The 3,312-nt window shown below is 48.6% G+C and carries 5 protein-coding genes; 3 read left to right on the forward strand and 2 right to left on the reverse strand.

The features are described 5' to 3' along the window. Together AWU74_RS04955 and AWU74_RS04960 are read right to left on the reverse strand one after the other, a co-directional pair. The coding region (locus AWU74_RS04955; RefSeq protein ID WP_162504843.1) for a transposase at positions 1-304 on the reverse strand (304 nt) is incomplete at its 3' end. Positions 305-318: 14 nt separating this feature from the next. Further along, positions 319-699, reverse strand: a complete 381-nt coding sequence (locus tag AWU74_RS04960; protein WP_062376802.1) for an IS5 family transposase — start codon at positions 697-699, stop codon at positions 319-321. 143 nt (positions 700-842) lie between these two features. Here AWU74_RS04960 and AWU74_RS04965 point away from each other — a divergent pair, with 143 nt between their 5' ends. From AWU74_RS04965 to AWU74_RS04975, 3 genes are all read left to right on the forward strand, one after another. Next, on the forward strand, positions 843-1,340 hold the full coding sequence (locus AWU74_RS04965; RefSeq protein WP_062328233.1) for a hypothetical protein: 498 nt from the start codon (positions 843-845) through the stop codon (positions 1,338-1,340). A 282-nt stretch (positions 1,341-1,622) separates the two neighbouring features. Continuing rightward, a complete protein-coding gene (locus AWU74_RS04970; RefSeq protein ID WP_062328236.1) occupies positions 1,623-2,741 on the forward strand; it encodes an acyltransferase family protein in 1,119 nt (372 codons plus the stop codon). Between the two features lie 165 nt (positions 2,742-2,906). Continuing rightward, the coding region (locus AWU74_RS04975; protein WP_062328239.1) for a flavodoxin family protein at positions 2,907-3,312 on the forward strand (406 nt) is incomplete at its 3' end.

Raw genomic sequence — 3,312 nt, forward strand, 5'->3', positions numbered from 1 at the left:
CGTAGCGCGTAGCGATTCCGCGCCAGCGTTTGAGGGCGCGGAAGACGTTTTCAATGACGTGCCGCGCCCGATACAGTTCATGACTGTACGCTCTTTGCTCTTTCCGGCTTTTAACCGGAGGGATGACGGCTGTTATATCCGCTTCCTTAAGCATATCGAGCAGTTCGTTCGTGTCATACGCTTTGTCCGCAAGGAACGCTTCCGCCTCCAAATCCTCCATAAGGAGAGGCGCCTGGCTACAGTCCGCGACAGTACCGCTTGTCACAATGCCGCCTGCCGGCATCCCGTACTCGTCGACTACCAAGTGCAATTTGCTGTTCAGCCCCCTTTTGTGCGACTAATGTCCTGACTGCCGCCTTGTGCCCCGCATGCGTCCGCGTGTGCCTTGATATACGTCGAATCTATCATAAAGATATCCCCGGCAGGCTCGCCTATTGCGGCGTCCGCCAGCGTTCTCCATATTCCCTTATCCCGCCAGCGACAAAACCGCTTGTGTATGCTGTTCCAATTCCCGAATTCCGGCGGTATATCCCTCCACGGAGCGCCCGTGCGCGTCTGCCACGCTACCGCGTTGATAAACAGGCGGTTATCTTTCGCCACTCCCCCGCGTTTCCCTGCCTGTCCGGGCAGCAGTTCTTTTATCCGTTCCCACGCCTCGTCGCTTATATCGTGCCGGTGAATGCCTTCATTTCTTTTCATGCTTCTATTTTACCTCTTTTCCCCTATCCAGTCCACACTACCTAGCCGCGCTCAAGGCAAAGCTGGGAGACTTTCTCGACGCGTGGGCGGAATACCAGAAGCCCGACCGCGGAAAAAGCACCACCACCGCCAAGAATACCGCTATGTTTGTACTGAAAAAAGCCGTCCGCGCCTTCTACGGACAGTTTTTGAAGGGCAACCCCGCCCTTTCCGCCGCCGACCGCGACGACTTTGGACTGCCCCAGTTGGACACTGCTTACAGCCCCGTCCCGCCGCCCGGAAACCAAGCAACGGCGAAACACCGTCCGCTGGGGGACCACCTGCTGGAACTGGATATTGAAATCATCGGCGACATACTCCCCGACGCAAAAGCCAGCGATTATGGCTTCCGCGTGTACTGGGGCATACTGCCGCAGGGAGGCGCGAGCGTCGAAGCCGCCACGGGACCGAAACGGGAGCTGATGAAAGCCCCTTCGGGCGGCGAGGAACTGCCCTTTTCCCGCTTTACCCGCAGGAAACGCGAGGTTTTCGACTTTGCCGAATCAGACCGCGGCAAGACCGTCAGCTTTTGCATACGGCTGGAGAACGCGAAAGGGCAGGCGGGTCCCTGGGGAACGGTGTTTTCAACGATTATTCCGTGAGGCAAAGGGTTGCGGTGCTGTCCGGGGTGTGCCGGGCGGCTTTTTTGCGGGATTTTTGGTTTGACCGGAACTTTCACTTCTATTACAATTTAAGGGTTTTAGGCGAGGGGAGTTTCATATAAAGACGATTCGTTGCCCGCGACTTGTTACGGAGGCACGTTGATTGGGGAGCAAAACGGCGGAAACCATGAGCAATATGAGTAATTTTTCTTTCCGGTGTTGTAAGATAGTAATTGACACTGTTTTAAATAAGAGAATAATAAATAGGCAAGGAGATATTTTGTGTATACTAAAACACAAAACGCCGGGTTACGGCTTGCCTTTTTTGACGGAATGCGCGGGTGGGCAGCGCTTACCGTCATGTTAGCGCATATTTGTTGGGCGGTGAATGGGCATGAATTTGAACCTATAACACGCACGCCGTTTCGTATCTTCTTTGACGGTCCGTTTGCAGTCTATATTTTTTTTGTTTTATCTGGCGTTGTGCTTTCGTTACATTATATGAAACAGAGAAGCGTTGCCTGTTTAACAAAACTTGTAATCAAGAGACTGCCGCGGCTGGGTATACCGGTATTATTCTCGACCGTATTCATTCATTTTCTTATAATCAACGGATTTATGTGTAATCATGAAGCGGCGGTTATTCAAAAACCCGAAAATGTGTGGTTAGGTGCTTTTTATAGTTTTGAGCCGTCTGTCAAAGGCATGATAAAATCAATACCAAATGTATTTTTAACCGGCGATGCCAGTTATAATAGCCCGGTTTGGACCATGCGGCGGGAACTTATCGGCTCATATTTTATTGTACTCGTTATGCTCGCTTTGCATTTTTCAAAACCTAATAAGGCGTTTATTATATGGCTGGCATCAACGGTAATATCGCTCGTTATAGCTCCTGTTATGTCAGCGTTTAGTTTCGGTTTGCTTATTTCATATCTCTTTATAAACGAAAAAGATATGTTATTAAAATTAAAAAACAACAAACTTATGCAAATATCAGCAATAGCAGTAATGAGCGTAAGTTATATGCTCATTCTCGTATTAACTAACTATGGATTTACCGGATTTAGCGCCGCTGTAATGTCGATTACCGCGTTCTTGGTTGTCGGCGGATTATTATTTATCAATATTTTCATTTCGTTTTTTTCGTGTAAAATCTCAAGATTCCTCGGAAAAATCTCATTTCCCTTATATGTTGTGCACTTTCCTATCATATGTTCTTTTACAAGTTATTTGATGATAAAACACCCCAATTATTCAGAGAGTTCTGGAATTACAGTAATAATATATGTACTATCGAGCGTATTATCACTAACCATTGCCTGTCTGTTTTATCCGGTAGAAAAACTGTCATTATGGTTTTCAGCAAAGGTATATATTTTTGTTGCAGGCAATGAATAGAAACAAGCAAAACTGCACATAGCGTATGGTTTGCGCTGCATATCATTTGCGTAATGCTTTTTAGCAGACGGCAAATCGACGCGGGCAGGCGGTGCGCTTTCAGGTGAACATTTGATTCAACCGACGGAAAGAAAAATTTAATTTGAATGAGGAGGATTTATCGTTATGAAGTACCTAATACTCTCGGGGAATCCGAAAAAAGACGGGCTTTGCCACTCGCTGATCGAGGAAGCAAAGCGCGGGGCTGCGGACGGCGGAGCCGAAATCGAAGTCATTACCCTTGAAAAGCTGGAACGCTGTCATGTGTGCGGCAACGGCTGGGGAACCTGCCGTGAAAAGCATACGTGCGCTTTCGGGAAAGACGGTTTTGACGAAGTTCAGGCAAAAGCGCGTGCCGCCGACGCCTTTTGTTTTATCACGCCGGTATATTGGGCTGAGACGGCAGAGTCGCTCAAATGCTTTTTTGACCGGTTTCGCCGCTGTGAAAACATGATGAACTCAAACGGCGCGCTTTCCGGCAAGCAAGTCTTGCTTATCGCCTCTCCGGGCGGCAGCGGTAACGGTATGCTCA

The organism is Treponema endosymbiont of Eucomonympha sp., assembly GCF_001028545.1.